The organism is Pseudomonas migulae, assembly GCF_024169315.1.
Taxonomy (GTDB): Bacteria; Pseudomonadota; Gammaproteobacteria; order Pseudomonadales; family Pseudomonadaceae; genus Aquipseudomonas; species Aquipseudomonas migulae_B.
Genome location: NZ_JALJWR010000001.1, coordinates 4179325 through 4197876, shown reverse-complemented (window position 1 = coordinate 4197876; position 18552 = coordinate 4179325). Strand labels below are relative to the sequence as shown.

The following is an 18552-nucleotide window of genomic DNA, read 5'->3' as shown; positions in this document are numbered from 1 at the left end:
CAAAGCCCTCATACGAGGGCTTTGTTGTTTCTGCAGTTATGGAAAAGCCGGTCTTAGTGACCCGCGCTCTGCCCACCATCAACGTGCAAGATTTCGCCAGTCACAAAGTTGGCGCTGTCCAGGTACACAACCGCCTGAGCAATGTCGCTGATCTCACCCATGTGTCCGACCGGGTGCAGTGCGCCCAGTGCTGCGTGGGTTTCTTGGCCGTGCATCGGGGTTTTGATGATGCCTGGGGAAACCGCGTTTACCCGAATGCCGCGCTTGGCGTATTCGATGGCCAGGGATTTGGTCGCCGCATTCAGGCCACCTTTGGTCAGCGAAGCCAATACCGATGGCACGCCGTCGATAGCGTGATCGACCAGGCTGGTGGTGATGTTGACGACGTGGCCGCTGCCGTTCTTTTCCATCTCGGTGATCGCGAGTTGGGTGATGTAGAAGAAGCCGTTCAGGTTCACCGACAACACATTGGCGTAGTCTTCAGCGGTGTACTGGGTAAACGGTTTGGCGACGAAGATACCGGCGTTGTTGACCAGGGTGTCGATGCGGCCGAAGCGTGCGATGGCTTCACGGATGACTTGTTGAGCGACTTCCGGGTTGCCGATGTCGCCGGCCACGGTGAGGATGTCCGGATCGGTGGACGGTTTGATCGAACGCGAAGTGGCGACGACTTTGTAATCCAGATCACGGAACGCCTTGACCATGCCTGCACCGAGACCTTGGGAGGCGCCAGTGATAACGATGACTTTTTTCGAATTGCTCATGATGAACCTCTACTGAAAAATGATGGTTTAAAAAAGTAATGAATCAGGCTTCGGCGGGTTCCTTCGCCATTTGTCTCAACATTTGCTCGTAGTACTCGACCGACTGCGAACCGGACACCAGGTGACGACCGTTAAGCACCATGGCCGGAACCGAGTTGACGCCGCGTTGCTGGTAAAACGCTTCAAGTTCACGCACTTCTTTGGCGAACGCGCCGGACGTCAACACCTCTTGAGCGGCTGCTGCATCCAGTCCCGCTTCCGCGGCCAAACGAACCAGCGTCTCGCGATCGCTCGGGTTCTGGCCGTCGGTGAAGTAACCGCGCAGCAGGATCTTTTTCAGCGCGACTTGCCGCCCTTCCTGCAACGCCCAAAACAGCAACCGGTGAGCATCAAACGTGTTGTAGAAGTGGCTGCGCTTTTCCAGATCGAAGGTGAACCCGATGGCCTTGCCGCGTTCGATCTGCATCGCTTTACCGGCGGCAACGTCTTCGGCGGTGCGCCCGTATTTGCGCATCAAATGCTCAACGGCTTTCTCACCTTCCGGCGGCATGTTCGGGTTCAACTCGAAGGGCTTGTAGGTCAGCTCTACCGAGACTTCACCGGCCACGTTCGCGATCGCTTGCTCTAACGCCGTCGCGCCCAGGGCGCACCACGGGCACACCACGTCGGAAACGAAATCGATGGAGACTGAAGGCGTCACGACTTGCCCTCCTTTTCAGCCAGTTGCTTGCGGTACTGGGTGGTGGTAATGCCGGCGTAGCCCCAGTTATCGGTGTCGACTTCTTCGATCACGATGTGGGTCAGGTGCGGGTCCTTCTTGAGGACGCGTTCCAGTGTTTCAGTGATTTCGGCGATCACCTGAGCTTTCTGCTCAGAGGTAACACCATCGCGGGTGATGCGAACGCTTACGAAAGGCATGAGGAAGATCTCCAGTGACCTGACCATCGGGATGATGGGTAGGTGTTGGAGCTCAATGTAGGAGTTTGGGGGGTGGGGATAAAGGTGGGGGCGGGAACATCATTAGTTACGTGGTGTAATGACTAGTCGAGATATGCGCCGAAAAAATGGAACAGTGATCTTTAAATGGCCAGATTGGTTACGTGAAACAAATCTGGCCTTTCCCTAGTCCTAGACTGCTTGCAGGTCACGCAAAGCCTCAGGATGCTGACTCGCAACACGCAGCAGCGTTTGCGCCGCTCCCGTCGGTTGCCGACGCCCTTGCTCCCAATCCTGCAACGTTCGCAAACTGACTCCAATCAGTTTAGCGAACGCACTTTGAGAAATACCCACTTTGGCACGCGCTTCAGCAGCTGCTGACAGCGGCACCTCTGTCACGCGAGCCGCTTTGCCGGCTTTCATTTGACGTACAGAGTCCAGCAAGTCCTGCTGGAATTGCTCCAGTTCATTGACCATTGCTGATTTCCTCCTTCAGTTGCTTAAGGAAGGCTGCGGGTAAATTGTCGAATTTCGCCTTGGTATAGGCGATAAGCAACCAGATAGAGCCTTCTGAAAGCGTGTTGTAGTAAATAACACGTGTACCACCTCGTTTGCCCATCCCGCTACGGGACCAACGAACCTTGCGCAGACCACCGCTGCCAGGAACCACATCGCCGGCCAACGGGTTAGCCGCCAGCCAACGGGTTAGCCGCCAGCCAGGTAATGAATTCATGACGTTCGCCATCGTCCCAAATGGATTCAGCGTAACGCTTGAAAATTTCGGTTTCGATAATAGTGAAAATGAGCCCGACTGTACGGCTTTGCCGTACAGCTGAGCAATGCTCGATCGTCTGATCTCCACCCTAAAATTTTCCACCCACGCCACCACCTAGCCACGATTGCGCATCCGCAGCCCTCAAGCTACCTTCATCCCGTCGCTGCCAATTCAGCGACTGGGCCTGAGAACCCGGGTAATATGTAGGCGCACGAGCGCCCCAAATCACGATTGTCGGCGTTTTTTTGTGCCTGCATTTCCGTGTAATGGCGGCTGTGCGTGGGAGACCTTCGGGTCTGCCGGTTTCCTACATTTCCGGTTCTCAGCCTGCGCACAGCTGTCACCCATTCGCCTGAGAACGAACGTGGTAGCGCTCACTTAATGTAGGAGATTGCTAATGCCCGGTATCAATCCGTTCAAATTTATTTCTGCTTCACTGGTTAGCACCCACCACCGCCCAAAAAGCAGAGGTGCCCAATGACCAACCCTCAAGATCTAAAAACCATCGGCCTCACCCCCTTCTCCTATCACGACAACCAACCTCTATTCCGAGTCAACCGGGATGTCCCGATCATACGAGCGCTTTACCACGCATCAGATCTGCTCCATATCTCCAAATTGCTGGCATCAGACGCAGCCATGATTCGCGATTCCGACCGGCATGCCTGGGCGTCGCATTTCTTGCAGGATATGAGTAAGGCAATCATCGATGATGTGGCGAAGGTGCTTGATGCGCCGGGTAGCAACTGCAGCCAGTGACGTTGTCTCTAAATCGCACGCATAAAAAGCCCCGAATCAATCGGGGCTTTTTGCATTCAACGCGTCCGCTTCGCAGCGCATGAGGCCACAACGTGTCGCAATTTTTCACTTTTTGCGACACGTCTTGGGAACGTGTCGCTGCGGACGACATGTTGGAGGAACGTGTCGCCGAAATTGGATTTCTGCGACATGAGCCTTGTCGCGAGGGAGGTTAATAACGCCTGAGTGCAAAAAACGGCGTTGCTTGTGAGATTTTTTGGGGCCGCTACGCGACCCAGCGCGAGCAAGCTCGCTCGCCACAGGGGGGCAATTATTCGACGGTTACGGTTTCCACGGTGATTTGCTTGAGGGCATGAAACGGTGCGAGAGCAGATTCATCGGCAGTGGCACCGGTAATCAACCGCCACTCCCGCTCAATCGGCGTCCAATGCTGTTGACGGGCGCGGCCGAGTTTATCGGTGTCGGCAAGGACGACGATTTGTGCCGCCCGTTTGATGATGCATTCCTTGAGATACGCCTGCTGCGCGCTCGCTTCACACAAACCAAACTCCGCCACCACGCCATCCGCACCAAGAAAGGCCTTGTCGACACTCAACCGACTCAACGTCAGCTCCGCCAATGGTCCTAATGTGCTCATGCTCGAACCGCGCAAATCGCCGCCGATCAAGGTCAGGCGAATACCCGGCGCATTAGCCAGGGTCATCACGGCCAGCAGGTTATTGGTCACCACATGCACGTCTTGTCGCGAGCACAAATGATGGGCCAGTGCGGCGCAGGTGGTGCCGCCATCGAGCAGCACGGTATCGCCATCCTGGACATGCGCCGCCGCAGCCTGGGCGATGGCGTCTTTTTGTTCCCACTGAGACGTCTTGCGTTCTTCGAGCGAAGCTTCCGGCTCATGAACGCCGACCACGGCAGTGGCGCCGCCGTAGGTTCTCACCAGGTGTCGCTGTTTGGCGAGCATGGTCAGGTCGCGTCGCACTGTCGCTTCCGAGACTCCGAGCGCCGCGCTCAATTGCTCGACGTTGGCATCGCCGATGCGTACGAGGTCGAGGATGGCGCGGTGGCGTTCGGAGGCTTTCATGGCGGGTCTCGCGTGGTGGACGGTGGTCGATCTTACACGACAGCGCCCGTGCGGCTCATCCCCGTCGCGTGGCCAGCTCGGCACCCTGGCGCAGCGCTTCGAGCAGGCTGCGTTCATCGGCGATGCCTTTACCGGCGATGTCGAATGCGGTGCCGTGGTCGACCGAGGTGCGGATCACGTCCAGGCCGACGGTGACGTTTACGCCTGCTTCAAGACCGAGCACTTTGACCGGGCCGTGGCCCTGGTCGTGATACATCGCGACCACCAGATCGAAGTCACCGCGGCCAGCGCGGAAGAACAGCGTGTCGGCCGGCAACGGACCGGTGACATCGAGGCCACGTTCCTGCAACAGCTTCACTGCCGGGATGATTTTTTCTTCCTCTTCGCCATAACCAAACAGACCGTTTTCACCAGCATGTGGGTTGATCCCGCACACGCCGATCCGCGGACGGGCGATGCCGGCCTTGATCAGTGTCGCGTTGCCGCGCTCGATGGTGCGCTGGACCAGGCCCGGCTCGATCTTGCGGATCGCGTCGATGATGCCGATGTGGGTCGTGACGTGAATCACCCGCAGCTGCGGCGCCACCAGCATCATCGACACTTCATCGACGTTGGTCAGGTGCGCGAGCATTTCGGTGTGGCCAGGGTACTTGTGGCCGCCGGCGTGCAGCGCTTCCTTGTTCAGCGGCGCAGTGCAAATGGCATCAATCTGGCTGGCTTCGGCCAGTTGCACGGCGCGGGCAATGTATTGGTAGGCAGCGTCACCGGCGATGGCCGACAGTTCGCCGAACGGCAGGTCGTCAGGGATCAGGTCGAGGTCGATGCAGTCGATGACGCCGGCCTCGTATCGCGCCTCGGAGGCGTCCTTGATACGGCGCACTTTGGCGCTGCCGCCGACGATGACGTTGGCCTGTTCGAGCCGGCGCGCATCACCAATCACCAGCGGTCGGCATTGTTGATAGACGATGTCGTGAGTCAGGCTCTTGACGATGATTTCCGGACCGACACCCGAGGCGTCGCCCATGGTGATGCCGATGACGGGGAGGTAGTTGCTCATAGTGTTCATTCGAGTCCTTGGATTCGTGTGCGTTGGGGCGGGGAGCGATCGGCGCTTTCGCTCAAGTGTTGCCATGCCGCATACAAAGCGTGATCGGTGCCGAACGCGCCGGCCTTGGTCACGATGCCGGGACAATGGCCTTGCCGGGAAACAGTTGGGCGGGCGTAGGCGACCCCGGCTTCGACTTCGGCCAGCAGTTGCAGGCTGTCGATGCCGACGGTGGTCAATATGGCCCGTGCGGTCTCACCGCCCGTGGCGATCAGGCCGCCGACCTTGGCGAAATGTGGCTCTACCAATACGGCCAGCATGGTCGAGAGTTGCGCGCCCTCTTGCGGATCGAACGCCTCATCGCGACCGATGCGCAGCAGCAGGTCACTCCAGCCGTCCAGTTGTTCGCCGATCCGCGCTTGCCACATCGCCCAGTCGCCATGGGTTGTGCCTTGGCGAAGGACCTCGGGCGGGACGACCAGTTCGCTGACGCCGCCACGCTCCTTGAGCAACGCGCATTGCCGTTCGCAGACACCGGAGAGGCTGCCGACGAGGATCAGAATCGGCGCCTGGCTTTTTTCCCGCGCGGTCGGTTCGATGGCCGTAAATCGTGCTTCGGAGAAATCCGGAAGACTGGCGATCTCCCGCGCCAGGCCGCCCGAGCCGATCCAGAACAGCGGCTGCTCCATCGACGCGGTCAGTCGAGCGAGAGTCAGCAGATCGTCTTCGGTTTGCGCATCGACGATCAGCGCTTGGGTGCCGCTGCGGGCGACTTCGGCAATGTGTTGCGCGAGCGCCTTTTCGTTGCCGCGCAAGGTGTCGAGGTCCAGCTTCGCGGTGCTCAGGCCAGCGGCGATGAGCATGGCTTCGACGTCAGCCGGGCGATCGGCGTTTTCAAGTTTCCAGGTGTCGGTGGTTTCCAGTGGCTGGCCGTTCACGAACACCCGGCCGCCGCGCAATGTGCGCCCCGTGGCGGGGAACGCCGGGGCGACGATGGCCAGGCCGGCCAAGGGTTGCAGGGCGGCGACTTCCGCCGCCCAGTTGCCGCGCAGGGTCGAATCGATTTTCTTGTACAGCCGTTGCCCCGGCCGATGCAGCGCCTTGAATGCCGCAACGGTGCGCTCGGCGGCCCGCGCCGGCGACAAGCGCCGGGTGTCCGTGTCGGCGGCAATCACCTGCGCATCGGCCTTGTCATTCAAGGGGTCGAGCGTGACCACCGTTTGCAGCCCCACGCTCGCAAAACCGATGGCGCAATCCGCCGCACCGGACAGATCATCCGCGATGATCAGAATCCTCATCGCAGGGCCTCCTGCTTTTGAGGTTCGATCTCCTGCTCAGGAATGACGACGGGGTTGCGCTGTTGCACGCGCTTGGCGACGGCTGCGGTGAGTATCGGCGCAAGGATCGCGGTGACCACCACACAGGCTGCTACCAATATGGTCGCGCTCTTGGCGGCTTCGGCGTAAACCGGATTGGCCGCTGCGATCAGCGCAGGAACGGCTGCAGCGTTCCCGGCGGTAGTGGCCGCGGCGACACCGGCGACACCTGTGCCACCGGTCAAGCGATCAGCGAAGAACAGCGGAATGCCGGTCAGCACGACCACCGCCACGCCCATGCCAAGACCCAGCAAACCGGCCTGCCAGACGTTATGCAAGTCCAGGCTGGCGCCCAGTGCCAGGGCGAAGAACGGAATCATCACCGGAACGGCCTTGGCCAGGAAATCGCGCATGTCACGGTCGAGATTACCCAACAGCATGCCCAGCGCCAGCGGCAGGATGCTGCCCACCAACGTCGGCCACGGAAACGCCGACAGACCGGCGATGCCCAGGGTGACCATGGTCAGAAAAGGACCGGACTCAAGGGACATGACCGAGTAGGCACCGACGTCTTCGGAGCGACCGTACTGTCCCATCAGCGCCATGTACAAGCCGCCGTTGGTGTCGTTCATCGCGGCGACCACCGCCAGCGTCGAGATGCCGGCGAACAGACCAGACGAAATCGGCTGCTCGCCGAGGAAATGCCCGAGGATGATGCCGATGAGCACGGCGATACCGACTTTGGTGATGAGCAGCGTGCCGCCCTTCTTGAGCAAGTAAGGCGTGGCTTTGATGTTGATGCTCGCGCCCATGCAGACATAGAACACCGCGAGGATAGGCAGCGCCCCGGTGAACAAAGCATTGGTGAACGAGCCGAAAAATTTTGGCGTGTCAGGCAGGAAGGTTGCCACCAGCGAACCAATCAGCAGAGGCACAATCATCATGCCGCCCGGGATGCGTTCTATGGTGCGCTTGATAGGAATCTGGGCCACGAGGGTCTCCTTTTATAATTGTAGGGTAAGACGTGTTTCACCTCGAAACTGACTGATTCGATCACGAAGTGATTGCTTCAGTCAAAATAATCTTATTCCACCCTTACAAAATGCGCAAACCAATCATTTCGTATGCTCGTTTTGATCATTTTGCGTGGGTAACCTTTGAGCACTGACGCGCTTGCCGCGACCTAGAGCCTCGCGCCGCCCAAAAAAAAGCCCCGAACCAGTCGGGGCTTCTTCTTTGTCAGCCTTGAATCAGGCTTCGATACTGCAACCGATCATCAGAAAATGTTGATCGGGTAGTCCACGAACACACGCACTTCGTTACCGCTGACGTTGTACTCGCTGGATTTCTGCGCGACACGCAGGATCGAGCTACGCAGTTTGATGCTCAGGTCTTTGGCCGGGCCGCTTTGCACGACGTACTTGAACTGGTTGAAGATTTCGCGCTCGGTACCGCCCTCGCTGGTGGAGGTGGTGATGTTGTCGCCGCGCACGTAGGCCACGTTGTAGCTCAGACCCGGGACGCCGAAGGTGCTGAAATCCAGACCGTAGCCCAACTGCCAGCTGCGTTCGTCTTCAGCGTTGAAGTCGGACCAGTAGGAGTTCGCCAGGTAGATGGTGTTGCCGCCATCGCCGACGCGACCTTGATCTTTCTGGTAGCCGCCGTAGGCGTAGCCCAGGTTGCTGTCGCCGGTGCTGCGCTGGTGCGCGACAGTGAACGAGTGCGGGCCGGTGGCGAAAGTCGCTGCCAGGCTCCAGATCTTGTTGTCGTCACCGGTCGCACCGCTTTCGCGGACGTAGGAATCTTCCAGCTTGGTACGGTAGCCGTTGAAGTCCAGGGTCAGGGACTGATCCTTGTCGATCGGGAACACGTAGTTGGCGTTCACGTATTGCTTTTTCAACACGTCTTCAACGTCAGACGCGTACACCGCTGCCTTGAACTGTTCGGTGAACTGGTAGCTGCCGCCCAATACGTTGATCGACTTCAAGCCACCGCTGTCACGACCTTCAGCGCTTTTGCGCGATTCAGCGGTGAAGCGACCGGCGTTCAGCTCCAGGCCTTTGATCTCCTTGGAGGTGATCAGGGTGCCGGTGTAGCTTTCCGGCAGCAGGCGCACGTTGTCGTAGCTCAACACCGGCAGGGCCGGCATCTGGTCGCCGTAAGTCAGTGTGGTGCTGGAGAGACGGAATTTGACCGCTGCGCCGCCTTTGGACAGGTCATCTGCCGCGTTGCCGCTGTCGCCTTTTTTGAAGAAGTCGATACCTTGCGCGCCGGTACGACCTTTGCCGCCATCCAGGCGGAGTGCGTACAGACCGAACGCGTCCACGCCCACACCGACGGTGCCTTGGGTGAAACCGGACGAGAACGTACCGATGGCCGCTTGGCCCCACTCGGCTTTATCCGGTCGGCCGTCTTTGTAGTCACGGTTGATGTAGGCATTGCGCAGCAGCACTTTGAGGCTGCTGTCTTCAACAAAACCCTTGGATTCGGCCTGGTCGTTTGCCATGGCCTGTGTCGCGCTCAACATCCCCAGAGCGATCAGGCTGATTCGCTTGTTCAACATTTTGTTCTTTTCCTTATTACGGGTTGATACGCGCTGTGTCGAACGGCTGAAACGGCGCTATCGCACTCTTTTTTCACCCCGAAACAAAAAGGCCCGCCCACGAATAATCGCGGCGGGCCTTTTTATTATTTTTTGAGTCATGGCGGTTGGCCACAGGCGTTAGGGCGAATGCTAGTCGCGCCCTGAACCCTGTGTCAATTTCATGAATCGTCTGTGAATAGGCGAAAATCGTCTAAGAAGTTTTTAATCGCAGCCGTTGAGCCCACACGCTTGAAACCCGGTTGAAGCGGCTTGCACGGGAAGCGACTGACTCAGCCAGGCCGCAAAAGCTTGCGGCTTGCCGAGCCACGGCCCGATATCGACCAGCGTGAACTGGCCATCCTGCTCCTGGGCGAAGGTAGGGAAACCATGGCCACCGATGTTGGCCAACAGGTCGCGACTGGCCTTGATGTGGCGATCGGTGTCGGCGTTTTTGAACGCACTCTCGAAGGCTTCAGGTTCCAGGCCGATGTCGTGGGCGAGTTCAAACAATACGGCTTCATCGGCAATGCGCCGACCTTCCACGTAATGGGCGCTCTGTAAACGTCCCAGCAATGCCAGTCCACGGCCCGCGATCTGCTCGGCCGCGAGCACGGCGGCAATCGGTGGAGCGGAATCGAACACCGCCGTCTCATCGCGCATCAAACCTTCGAAATAGGCTTCGCCGAATGGCTGAGCGGTGTACTCGGCGATGCGCCGGTCGTGGGGTATCACGTAGTTGCGCAAGTGGGGCGAGACGCTCTGGCGGTTGGCGCCCGTCATCATGCCACCGCCATGGGCAATCACCGGCAGGACTGCCTGGGCGGCTTGCACCAGCGGTTCGGCACCGTAGCACCAGCCGCAAAACGGATCGTAAATGTAGTGAAGGATCATGGGACGGCTCCGGCGCAAAGTCAGGGAATTTCGATGCCGGCAGGTTAGCCCTCCTTCTGTTTCTGAAAAACGCTGGAATGGCTTTCAGTCTGTTTCAGGAATCGGTCGAATACCTCCCACGTTCTGTAACAACCAAGACACAAATTGAAACAATCAATCAGCGTAACTTTTCAGGAATAATTCACGAAAGTAAATAGCACGCATTATCATTCGCGCCCACACGCAAGACCCCCAATATCCTACGGACGCGTCCTTCAATGCCTGCCCCTTTTCGTCTTACGCCTTTCAGTCTTGGGCTCTCTGCCTTGCTATCTGCCGGTGTCTCCTACGCCGCCCCTACGACATTGCCAGAAACCTCCATCAGCGCCGAAGCGGAAGCCGACGACCCACGCGTAAAAGAAACCAGCACCGCGACCCGCACCGCCACCCCCGTGCGCTACGTGCCACAAGCCATCGACTCGATAAAAACCTCAAATGTCGTCGATTACGGCACCAACGATCTGGGCACCGCCCTGAGCGGCATTCCCAACGTCAGCAGCGGCGCCGACACCCGCTTCGACAGTCTGCGCATCCGCGGTTTCGACGCCAGTAACGATTTCTATCTGGACGGCATCCGCGACGACAGTCAGTACGTGCGCGACCTGCACAACATCGAACGCATCGAAGTCCTCAAAGGCCCGGCTGCGGTGTTGTACGGCCGTGGCAGTCAGGGCGGGATCGTCAACCGGGTCAGCAAATTACCGGAGTTCGGACGCCGCTCTTCCATTGAAGCCCAGGGCGGCAGCAACGACTTGCGCAGCCTTTACGCGGACCTGAGCACCGATCCCAGCGAGAACATCAGCCTGCGCCTGAACATGGGCAACATGGACCAGAACAGCTTTCGAGATGGCGTCAGCGGCAATCGCCAGTTGTTTGCGCCGTCTATGAGCTGGCAACTGACACCCGACCTGAACTGGTTGGTGCAGTACGAATACAGCCGCTACAACCGTACGCCGGATCGCGGAATCCCCGGTGTAAACGGACGCCCGGCCGACGTCGGACGGGATACGACCTACGGCAGCGATCACGATTTCATCGACGACAAGTCGCAATCCCTGCGCTCGAAACTCAGCTACGACATCAACGAAAACTGGCAACTGCGCCAGACGCTGGGTGTGTTCAAGCTCGACAGCGATTTCGACAACACCTACCTCACCGGCTACACACCGGCGACCAACCGGGTCACGCGCCAGCATTGGCAGCAGGACCTGACCACTCGCAATGTCTACAACAACATTGAGCTGGAAGGTGGCTTCGATACGTTCGGCCTTGAGCATCGCCTGCTCACCGGCGTCGAAATCGGCAGTCAGCGCCGTGATCCGAAACTCTACACAGCGGCCACTACCGGGCCTGGCCGCCAGGCCGTGCCGTCGCTGGATCTGTATAACCCGGATCGGGATTTGCGCCATACCGGGCGCATGCAAGTGTCCAGCGACAACCACACCGAAGTCGAAAGCCGTGCGGTATATGTTCAGGATCAGCTGCGCCTGAACGATCAATGGCAATTGCTGGCCGGTCTGCGCTACGACACCTTCGACATCGAGTCGACCAACAAGCTGCGCAACCTGTCCGAAGACCGCGACAGTCACAGCACCAGCCCGCGGGTGGGAGTGGTCTGGACGCCACTGCAGAATCATTCCTTCTACGCCTCCTGGACCAAAACCTTTTCGCCGGTCGGCGGCGGTTTGATCGGCATCACCCCGGGCGCCGCCGGCAATACCAACGACCTGAGCCCCGAGCTGACCAAGCAGAAAGAAATCGGCGTGAAAAGCGACTGGCTCGACGATCGCCTGAGCACCACGCTGGCGATCTACGAACTGGAGCTCTACAACCGTCGCACCAGCGACCCGCTCAACCCGACCGTGACCTTGCTCAGCGGCCTGCAACGTTCCCGCGGGATCGAGCTGACCGGCACCGGCAAGATTGCCGGCAACTGGTACGTGCGAGGTGGCGTGGGTGTGCAGGACGCGACAGTCGAGAAGGACAACAACGGTTTTGAAGGCAAGCGCATCAGCAACGTGGCCAAGCACAACGGCAGTCTGTTCCTGACCTGGAAACCGGAAATGGGCTGGTACGCCGAAACCGGCCTGACCCTGGTGGGCGACCGTTATGCGGATAACCTCAACACCACCGTCCTGCCAGGTTATGGCCGCTGGGATGCACTAACCGGGTTCCGTCAGAAGGACTGGGATTTGCGCGCGGCGCTGAACAACATCAGTGATAAAACCTATTACTCGTCGGCCACCAGCGCGGCGCAGATTCAACCGGGTGAGCCGCGCAGCCTGGTGGTGACCGGGACCTACAGTTTCTAAACACCGCAATACCCTGTGGGAGCGAGCTTGCTCGCGATAGCGGTGGGTCAGTCGACATCAATGCTGACTGACCGGCTGCCATCGCGGGCAAGCCCGCTCCCACAGGGTTTGATAGTGACAGTTAGCATGCATTCCGCACACAAACCCTTCGCCCATAAAAAAGCGCCGCCTTCCCGGCAGCGCTTTTATCAATCCGTTGTTGTTCTTTTTTATCCTTCCATCACATCCCACAACGCATCCAGCTCCGCTTCGCTGAATAAACCAGCGGGGTAGCGCTCGATCATCATCCGGCGCGGATCAGGCTCCCTGATCTGACGCGTTCCATTGGACTTCAACCAGTGCGCCAGGATCTGGAGCGATTCGCTGTTTACTGCCAGGGGATGCAGTGCCCGCTCGCTCACTACGTTCATTTCGGCGTTCATTTCCGCGCTCTCTCCTGGTTTGTGAGCGGCTAACTTATCCAAGGTTTATGACAGAACATCGAAGTTCTCCCCTCCCTGTTTCTCGTCAGGAGAGATACAAGAGCTGTGCCAATGTATCGGGACGGCCGACCAGCGGATACAAAAAAGCCCGCAGTCCTGATGGGCTGCGGGCTTTTTGCGAGGTGTCGAAGTAAAACCGTTGCCTGAGTGATTTTCCAATCAACTCAGGCTGTTACAACGGCACTCACTCCTTGTGCGGCGCAGGCTGCTGTTGGGTAAGGCAGTGGATGTTACCGCCGCCCAGTAACAGTTCGCGGCCCGGCACCATGACGACTTCGTGCTGCGGGAACAGGCTCTGCAAAATCTCTTTTGCGGGACCATCCAGCGGATCGTCGAAGCTCGGCGCGATGATGCCGCCGTTGACGATGAGGAAGTTCACGTAGGAACCGGCCAGACGAACGGTCGGATTGCGTTCCTGAGTTCCGTCTACCGGGTCGACACCGGCACACTCTTCTTCGGTCGCATACAGCGGCCCGGGAATCGGCATCTTGTGCACCGTGAACGGGCGACCCTTGGCGTCGGTGCTGCTTTCCAGCACTTTCATCGCCGCCTGGCAGCGCGGGTAGTTCGGGTCTTGCGGGTCGTCGGTCCAGGCCAGCAATACTTCACCCGGACGCACGTAGCAGCAGAAGTTATCCACATGACCGTCGGTTTCGTCGTTAAACAAACCGTCCGGCAGCCAGATGATTTTATCCACCGCCAGGTTCGCGCTGAGCACCGCTTCGATTTCTGCACGGTTCAAGTGCGGGTTGCGATTGCGGTTGAGCAGGCATTCCTCGGTCGTGATCAGCGTGCCTTCACCATCAACGTGGATCGAACCGCCTTCGAGCACAAAGCCCTTGGTGCGATAACGCGGGCTACGTTCAATCTCGAGGATCTTGCCGCCGACCTGCGAATCACGGTTCCACGGCGAATACAGGCCACCGTCAAAACCGCCCCACGAATTGAAATCCCAGTTCACACCGCGGACTTCGCCGCGGTTATTGATAACGAATGTCGGCCCCGTGTCGCGGACCCAGGCGTCGTCACTGGACATCTCGACCACACGAATATTCGGCACGTCGAGACGGGCGCGAGCATTTTCGTACTGTCCGGCGGACACCGCCACAGTCACCGGTTCAAAACGCGCGATGGCCTTGGCCACCGCCACGTGGGCGGCTTGCGCCGGCTTGCCACCGAGGCGCCAGTTGTCCGGACGCTCGGGCCAGATCATCCAGGTCTGGGTTTGAGGCGCCCACTCGGCGGGCATGTAGAAGCCGTCGGCACGCGGGCTGCTGTTTAAAGTGGTCATGCGGTCAGGACTCCAGGGAACCGTCGAGGGTTTTGAGCGCATTGTATAGGTTCGGGCGACGATCACGGAACGAGCCCCATGCGCTGCGGATGTGTTCCAGCTCGTCGAGGTCGAAGCTGTGAACCAGCACGCCTTCTTCGGTTTTATCGAGTTCCTGGACCTTCTCGCCGAACTGGTTAGCGATAAACGACGAGCCATAGAAGGTGATGTCGTACCCGTCTTGCTCCTCGTTGCCGATACGGTTACTGGCGATCAGCGGCATCAGGTTGGCGCCGGCATGGCCCTGCTGCACACGCTGCCAGTGGTCGCGGGACGAGATGGTTTTGTCGTGCGGCTCGCTGCCGATGGCGGTCGGGTAGAACAGAATTTCCGCACCCAGCAACGCCATGCTGCGGGCGCACTCGGGGAACCACTGATCCCAGCAGATGCCCACGCCGATTTTCGCGTAACGGGTATTCCAGACTTTGAAACCGGTGTCGCCCGGGTTGAAGTAGTACTTCTCGTGGTAGCCAGGGCCATCCGGGATGTGGCTTTTACGATAAATCCCGAGGTTGCTGCCGTCGGCATCGATGATCGCGATGCTGTTGAAACGCGCGCGGCCGGCCCGTTCATAGAAGCTGATCGGCAGCACCACTTGCAGTTCTCTGGCGACTTTCTGGAAATGCTTGATGGCGACGTTGTCTTCCACCGTCGTGGCCAATTGCAGGTAATCCGGGTTGGGCTTCTGGCAGAAGTACGGCGCCTCGAACAGTTCCTGGATCAGGATGATCTGCGCGCCTTTGGCCGCGGCCTCACGGACCAGCCTTTCAGCGGTTTCGAGGTTGGCTTCAAGGTCCCAGGAACAGGCCATCTGGGTGGCGGCGACGGTAACGATACGGCTCATGAATCATCTCCGGGCAAGTGCTGTGAGTCGAGTTTGGCATCGACTAATGACAGAAACGGGAAGCACGGGCGTGATGAAGCACGCCGTGGGCAATGGCGACTTTATAGCCGATAAAAATCGGCTTTAAAAGCGATTAATCTTCCTTCTGTCGAAAACAACAGCGCTTAAACCAGATAATAATCGGCAAATCAGCGTCCCCTGTGGGAGCGGGCTTGCTCGCGAATGCGGTGTGTCAATCAACACAATTGTCGGCTGATTCCACCGCATTCGCGAGCAAGCCCGCTCCCACAGGGGAGATGTATTTACAGCCCCTCCGCGAGCACCTTCGCCAACATATCGACAAAGAAATCCACACTCCGGCGCGATGTCACCATCGGTGGTTTGATCTTGAGGACGTTCAGATAATCCCCCGTCGGCTGCATGAAGATCCCCAATTCCCGCAGGCGATCACACAACGCCGTGGTTTCTTCAGTCGCCGGTTCCAGGGTCTCGCGGTCGCGGATCAATTCGACACCCAGATAAAACCCGGACCCGTGCACCGCGCCCACCAACGGATGACTATCGATCAGCGCCTCAAGACGCTCCTTGAAATACCCGCCTACGACCTGGGCGTTTTCCCAGAGTTTTTCTTCTTCCATCACATCCAGAACGGCCATGCCGATCTGGCAACTGACCGGGCTGCCACCCGCCGACGAGAAGAAATAACCTTCGGCTTCCAACGCTTCGGCGATTTCCCGGCGGGTAATCACCGCGCCCAGCGGCTGGCCGTTGCCCATGCCTTTGGCCATGGTGATGATGTCCGGCACCACGCCCTGTTCTTCGAAACCCCAGAAGAAGTGGCCCATACGCCCGTAGCCGACCTGCACTTCGTCGGCGATGCACACGCCGCCCTGGGCACGAACCAACCCGTAGACTTTTTTCAGATACCCCGGCGGCAGCGAGATGCCGCCCGCATTGCCGTACACCGGCTCGCAAATGAAACCGCCCAGCTGGCGCCCCTGCTCAGCGATTTTCGCCAGGTTGTGTTCGACGCTGCGCACATAATCCGGCGCACTGTCCGGACCACGGAATTCGCCGCGATAGGTGTTCGGCGCCGTCACCGGGTGCACCCAGTCCGGGCGGCTGCTCAAGGCCTTGGGGTTGTCGGCAATCGAAGTCGAAACCGCGTCCGCGCCCACCGTCCAGCCGTGATAGGCCTCCAGCACGCTGACGATGTCGCGACCACCGCTGTAGGCCCATGCCAGGCGGATCGCCAGGTCATTGGCCTCGCTGCCGCTGTTGACCAGGAACACCCGGTCCATGCCCTCCGGCGACAGCTTCAGCAAACGCTCGGAAAATTCGGCAACCGCCGCGTAGTTGAACCGCGAGTTGGTATTGAGCAGCGACCACTGACGGCTGGCTACTGCGGCCATACGCGGATGACCGTGGCCGAGCACCGCGACGTTGTTGAGCATGTCGAGGTAGGAACGGCCCTGCATGTCGATCAGGTGGTTGCGCCAGCCGCGTTCGATGCGTGGCGGGTCGACGTAATAGTGTTTCTGGGTCCGGGCGAAACTGGCGTCGCGGCGCGCCAGCAAGGTCTGCGAATCAAGCTCCGCTTCAGCGTCGCACGCCAGCCCCAGCAGCACCGCCGGCGACGGACACAACGCTTGCCAGGCCGGCGCACGAGACGGCGTGCAAAACAACGGCGCATCGAACGAAGCACCTCGGCACAGCTGCACTCGCAACGGACCGCTGACTGCGCCCAACACCTGGCCTTTGACCAGCGCCGCGCCGGTGTGCAGCGACGGCGTCACGCCCCACAGCCGCACGCTCAATTGCGGGCCGTCGAGTTGCAACACACCCGGCGCCGGTTGGTGGACCACGCCGGCAAATGGCGATTCGACCGCCGTGCCGTGGGGCACTCGCAACTCGACATGCAGCGGGCACGTGTCCGGCTCGCTGGCACTGTCGGGGCGGGTGCGGGACAACCGATATTGTCCGTAACGGCTGGCAGCCAAGCCGTGCGCTGCCGCCGCTTCGCTCAACAGACGCTGATCGATCCCTTCCTGCTCCCAGTTACCGGCCTCGAAATGCGGGCTGAGTACGCCCAGGTCGATCAAGGCGAACTCACGTCCGACCAGGCTCGGCAGCAGCGGCGCGAAACCTTCGCCGCCGATGTCTGGCAGGCTCTGGCCGACAGAGGTGAGGATCGCCGCTTCCATCAGCGCCAGCGGCACCGAGGTGGCGACGCGGAAAATTTCCCATTCGTGGGTCAGGTTGTCGCGACTGTATTGGTTGCCCGGATCGATGCTGACCTGCTGTTCACCGCTGAGCACCAGCACCGCCGCCCGCGCGACGATCAGCGGCCACAGCGCCAGCAGTTCTTCGTGTTGCAACGGGTTGACCGCGTGATAGGCCTGGACCGCCGGCAAAATATAGAACGGATCGCCACCGGCATGGTGCAGCAACGCCGCGCAGGTCACCGACAGGTCGGTAATGCGCCAGGTGCGGACCAGATCACCGAAATCGATCACGCCTTGCAGTTGCCACTGGCGTTGCGAATCGCGCTCCCAGACCACGTTGTCATCGGTGATGTCCATGTGGATGGCCTGCACCGGCAACTTGTCCACCAACGGCTGCAAATGCCGCTCGGCCTGTTCGGCCACTTGCGCGATCAGCGCTCGCTGCGCGTCATCCCCGATGACCGGCAGCAAATGCGCGATCAACGCATTGGCGTGGCGCGCGTCCCACTGAAGGGTGCGTTCAAGCCCCGCATGGTTGAAGTCGGCCAGCGCCTGATCCATTTCACCGCAGAGCCGGCCGAAACCGGCCACCACGGCTCCAGGCAAATGATCCAGGTGTGTGAGCGACTGACCCTCGATGTATTCGAGCAGGCGTACATGCACCGCTTGTCCGCCGACTTCAAGTGACAGCAGATCGGCGCCGTTCTCGGCGGCAATCACTCGCGGCACCGGCACGTTGGAGTGCTCGGCCAGATGCTTGAGCCCCGCATGCTGGGCTTGCAGTTCCAGCGCCGAATAGTCGCCCCGGCAGATTTTCAGGACGAAACGCCCATGCTTACTGTCAACGCGGTAGTTGAGATCCTGCTGGCTGCCGAGCGCCTGTAGCTTTCCGCTCAGCCCGTAATGCCCTTCGAGCAGCTCTAGCGCTTGCGCCGCAGACACCTGCGGGCTGGGCAAACTGGCGCGATGAATCAACGTGGCGAGCGGCATACAACAACCCCTGAAATTTTATTAGTCGCTTATATCGCCACTGCGTCGGTCGATAATCAACCCCTGTTCATGGGTCAAAACCCAAATAGATGTCGCAACCCTATTGCACCACCCCTCTCCTGCCGACAAGCTATGCTCATTTGCTTCAATCGTCTTACAGATAAAGGCTGGCCAAC

At 59.5% G+C, this 18552-nt stretch carries 16 protein-coding genes and 1 pseudogene; 2 read left to right on the top strand and 15 right to left on the bottom strand.

Annotated elements, in window-relative coordinates:
• Window positions 1-53: 53 nt before the first annotated feature.
• The 5 genes and pseudogenes from J2Y86_RS19345 to J2Y86_RS19325 form a co-directional block, all read right to left on the bottom strand.
• Complete coding sequence (locus J2Y86_RS19345) at window positions 54-764, bottom strand: SDR family NAD(P)-dependent oxidoreductase (protein ID WP_253434944.1); 711 nt, start codon at window positions 762-764, stop codon at window positions 54-56.
• A gap of 43 nt (window positions 765-807) precedes the next feature.
• Window positions 808-1464: a DsbA family oxidoreductase gene (locus J2Y86_RS19340; protein WP_253434941.1), complete on the bottom strand. Its 657-nt coding sequence runs from the start codon at window positions 1462-1464 to the stop codon at window positions 808-810.
• The gene (locus tag J2Y86_RS19335) at window positions 1461-1682 is read right to left on the bottom strand and encodes a tautomerase family protein (protein ID WP_008025002.1); all 222 of its coding nucleotides are present in this window, start codon (window positions 1680-1682) and stop codon (window positions 1461-1463) included. The genes J2Y86_RS19340 and J2Y86_RS19335 overlap by 4 nt, the downstream gene beginning before the upstream one ends.
• 210 nt (window positions 1683-1892) lie before the next feature.
• Window positions 1893-2177 carry a helix-turn-helix domain-containing protein gene (locus tag J2Y86_RS19330; RefSeq protein ID WP_017335959.1) on the bottom strand — a complete coding sequence of 95 codons (285 nt, stop codon included), beginning with the start codon at window positions 2175-2177 and terminating at the stop codon, window positions 1893-1895.
• Window positions 2167-2503 (bottom strand): annotated as a pseudogene (locus J2Y86_RS19325) (transcriptional regulator). Before J2Y86_RS19325 ends, J2Y86_RS19330 begins: the two are co-directional and overlap by 11 nt.
• 449 nt (window positions 2504-2952) lie before the next feature.
• Here J2Y86_RS19325 and J2Y86_RS19320 point away from each other — a divergent pair.
• Complete coding sequence (locus J2Y86_RS19320; RefSeq protein ID WP_253434936.1) at window positions 2953-3234, top strand: DUF3077 domain-containing protein; 282 nt, start codon at window positions 2953-2955, stop codon at window positions 3232-3234.
• A gap of 310 nt (window positions 3235-3544) precedes the next feature.
• On the opposite strand, the gene J2Y86_RS19315 is transcribed toward J2Y86_RS19320, so the two are convergent.
• From J2Y86_RS19315 to J2Y86_RS19290, 6 genes are all read right to left on the bottom strand, one after another.
• Window positions 3545-4318, bottom strand: coding sequence for a DeoR/GlpR family DNA-binding transcription regulator (locus tag J2Y86_RS19315; protein WP_253434932.1), 774 nt, complete (start codon window positions 4316-4318; stop codon window positions 3545-3547).
• Window positions 4319-4373: 55 nt separating this feature from the next.
• The gene (pdxA, locus tag J2Y86_RS19310) at window positions 4374-5375 is read right to left on the bottom strand and encodes a 4-hydroxythreonine-4-phosphate dehydrogenase PdxA (protein WP_017335953.1); all 1002 of its coding nucleotides are present in this window, start codon (window positions 5373-5375) and stop codon (window positions 4374-4376) included.
• Window positions 5376-5380: 5 nt separating this feature from the next.
• Window positions 5381-6661 (bottom strand): four-carbon acid sugar kinase family protein, encoded by a 1281-nt coding sequence (locus J2Y86_RS19305; protein ID WP_253434929.1) that lies wholly within the window; start codon window positions 6659-6661, stop codon window positions 5381-5383.
• Window positions 6658-7671 carry a 2-keto-3-deoxygluconate permease gene (locus J2Y86_RS19300; RefSeq protein ID WP_367399716.1) on the bottom strand — a complete coding sequence of 338 codons (1014 nt, stop codon included), beginning with the start codon at window positions 7669-7671 and terminating at the stop codon, window positions 6658-6660. The genes J2Y86_RS19305 and J2Y86_RS19300 overlap by 4 nt, the downstream gene beginning before the upstream one ends.
• A 284-nt stretch (window positions 7672-7955) precedes the next feature.
• On the bottom strand, window positions 7956-9242 hold the full coding sequence (locus J2Y86_RS19295; RefSeq protein WP_253434926.1) for an OprD family porin: 1287 nt from the start codon (window positions 9240-9242) through the stop codon (window positions 7956-7958).
• Between the two features lie 243 nt (window positions 9243-9485).
• A complete protein-coding gene (locus J2Y86_RS19290) occupies window positions 9486-10154 on the bottom strand; it encodes a DsbA family protein (RefSeq protein WP_253434923.1) in 669 nt (222 codons plus the stop codon).
• A 257-nt stretch (window positions 10155-10411) separates the two neighbouring features.
• Between J2Y86_RS19290 and J2Y86_RS19285 the strand changes: the two genes are divergently transcribed.
• The gene (locus tag J2Y86_RS19285) at window positions 10412-12505 is read left to right on the top strand and encodes a TonB-dependent receptor (RefSeq protein ID WP_253434920.1); all 2094 of its coding nucleotides are present in this window, start codon (window positions 10412-10414) and stop codon (window positions 12503-12505) included.
• A gap of 209 nt (window positions 12506-12714) precedes the next feature.
• Here the strand turns inward: J2Y86_RS19285 and J2Y86_RS19280 are convergent, their stop codons facing one another.
• The 4 genes from J2Y86_RS19280 to J2Y86_RS19265 all read right to left on the bottom strand — a co-directional run bounded on the left by J2Y86_RS19280 (window position 12715) and on the right by J2Y86_RS19265 (window position 18376).
• Window positions 12715-12927: a hypothetical protein gene (locus J2Y86_RS19280; RefSeq protein WP_084318254.1), complete on the bottom strand. Its 213-nt coding sequence runs from the start codon at window positions 12925-12927 to the stop codon at window positions 12715-12717.
• A 244-nt stretch (window positions 12928-13171) separates the two neighbouring features.
• Window positions 13172-14278: an agmatine deiminase gene (gene aguA / locus J2Y86_RS19275; RefSeq protein ID WP_253434917.1), complete on the bottom strand. Its 1107-nt coding sequence runs from the start codon at window positions 14276-14278 to the stop codon at window positions 13172-13174.
• 4 nt (window positions 14279-14282) lie between these two features.
• The gene (aguB, locus tag J2Y86_RS19270) at window positions 14283-15161 is read right to left on the bottom strand and encodes an N-carbamoylputrescine amidase (protein WP_253434914.1); all 879 of its coding nucleotides are present in this window, start codon (window positions 15159-15161) and stop codon (window positions 14283-14285) included.
• A gap of 302 nt (window positions 15162-15463) precedes the next feature.
• Window positions 15464-18376, bottom strand: coding sequence for an aminotransferase (locus J2Y86_RS19265; RefSeq protein ID WP_253434909.1), 2913 nt, complete (start codon window positions 18374-18376; stop codon window positions 15464-15466).
• Window positions 18377-18552 lie beyond the last annotated feature (176 nt).

What these genes read in the sequence shown, in the direction of transcription:
- J2Y86_RS19305 (WP_253434929.1), bottom strand. Translation starts at nt 6,661, where the DNA reads ATGAGGATTCTGATCATCGCGGATGATCTGTCCGGTGCGGCGGATTGC.
- aguA (WP_253434917.1), bottom strand. Translation starts at nt 14,278, where the DNA reads ATGACCACTTTAAACAGCAGCCCGCGTGCCGACGGCTTCTACATGCCC.
- pdxA (WP_017335953.1), bottom strand. Translation starts at nt 5,375, where the DNA reads ATGAGCAACTACCTCCCCGTCATCGGCATCACCATGGGCGACGCCTCG.
- J2Y86_RS19285 (WP_253434920.1), top strand. Translation starts at nt 10,412, where the DNA reads ATGCCTGCCCCTTTTCGTCTTACGCCTTTCAGTCTTGGGCTCTCTGCC.
- J2Y86_RS19320 (WP_253434936.1), top strand. Translation starts at nt 2,953, where the DNA reads ATGACCAACCCTCAAGATCTAAAAACCATCGGCCTCACCCCCTTCTCC.
- J2Y86_RS19345 (WP_253434944.1), bottom strand. Translation starts at nt 764, where the DNA reads ATGAGCAATTCGAAAAAAGTCATCGTTATCACTGGCGCCTCCCAAGGT.
- J2Y86_RS19335 (WP_008025002.1), bottom strand. Translation starts at nt 1,682, where the DNA reads ATGCCTTTCGTAAGCGTTCGCATCACCCGCGATGGTGTTACCTCTGAG.
- J2Y86_RS19315 (WP_253434932.1), bottom strand. Translation starts at nt 4,318, where the DNA reads ATGAAAGCCTCCGAACGCCACCGCGCCATCCTCGACCTCGTACGCATC.
- aguB (WP_253434914.1), bottom strand. Translation starts at nt 15,161, where the DNA reads ATGAGCCGTATCGTTACCGTCGCCGCCACCCAGATGGCCTGTTCCTGG.
- J2Y86_RS19265 (WP_253434909.1), bottom strand. Translation starts at nt 18,376, where the DNA reads ATGCCGCTCGCCACGTTGATTCATCGCGCCAGTTTGCCCAGCCCGCAG.
- J2Y86_RS19330 (WP_017335959.1), bottom strand. Translation starts at nt 2,177, where the DNA reads ATGGTCAATGAACTGGAGCAATTCCAGCAGGACTTGCTGGACTCTGTA.
- J2Y86_RS19290 (WP_253434923.1), bottom strand. Translation starts at nt 10,154, where the DNA reads ATGATCCTTCACTACATTTACGATCCGTTTTGCGGCTGGTGCTACGGT.
- J2Y86_RS19295 (WP_253434926.1), bottom strand. Translation starts at nt 9,242, where the DNA reads ATGTTGAACAAGCGAATCAGCCTGATCGCTCTGGGGATGTTGAGCGCG.
- J2Y86_RS19280 (WP_084318254.1), bottom strand. Translation starts at nt 12,927, where the DNA reads ATGAACGCCGAAATGAACGTAGTGAGCGAGCGGGCACTGCATCCCCTG.